This window comes from Proteus sp. fly-1067 (assembly GCF_040139345.1).
GTDB lineage: Bacteria > Pseudomonadota > Gammaproteobacteria > Enterobacterales > Enterobacteriaceae > Proteus > Proteus vulgaris_B.
In genome coordinates, this window is the sequence record NZ_JBEEUL010000206.1 from 1 (window position 1) to 561 (window position 561).

The following is a 561-nucleotide window of genomic DNA, read 5'->3' on the forward strand; positions in this document are numbered from 1 at the left end:
CCAGCCCCATGATTGGGTCCTTAAACACCAACATCATGACGGCGGTCATTGCACCTAAACCGCTGAGTAAAATCAGAGGGGATTTACCAATCAGCAATGCAATGATCATAATCGCAACCAGTACTGTTGCAATCAGTTTGACACTTTGAAAAATACCACGTAATGGCAAGTGAGCTGTTTTCGCTGCACGTTGTAATACGCTATGCAATATATCGAGAACAGAGTAAAAAGTCAGCAAACCGAAAAGCATACACCAAGCTTGCGAAGCAACAGTTAAAATCTGTTGAGGAGTAGAGCCTGCATGCAACCACAATACCGCTTGGATATTAACCACAACACCTTGAATAACAAAGGCGATTCGGTTAAATAAGCTAAATTGAGTTAATTGGCGTTGCCAACCTTGGCCTTTTTTCTGACCTTGCTTTTCTATGCGAGGTAAAATGATTTTATGTAAGATGAAATGCAAGATCAGCGCGACGACGATGATCAAACCTAGCACCATGAGAAGTGAAGCAATATCGGCATAATCTTGATTGAACTGGCGTACCCAGTCTAGCAGTT

Annotated in this window: 1 pseudogene; it reads right to left on the bottom strand. The window is 42.2% G+C overall.

Annotated features, from left to right (window positions below):
• Positions 1-559: pseudogene (locus ABN217_RS20015) on the bottom strand (miniconductance mechanosensitive channel); the annotation flags it as partial.
• Positions 560-561 lie beyond the last annotated feature (2 nt).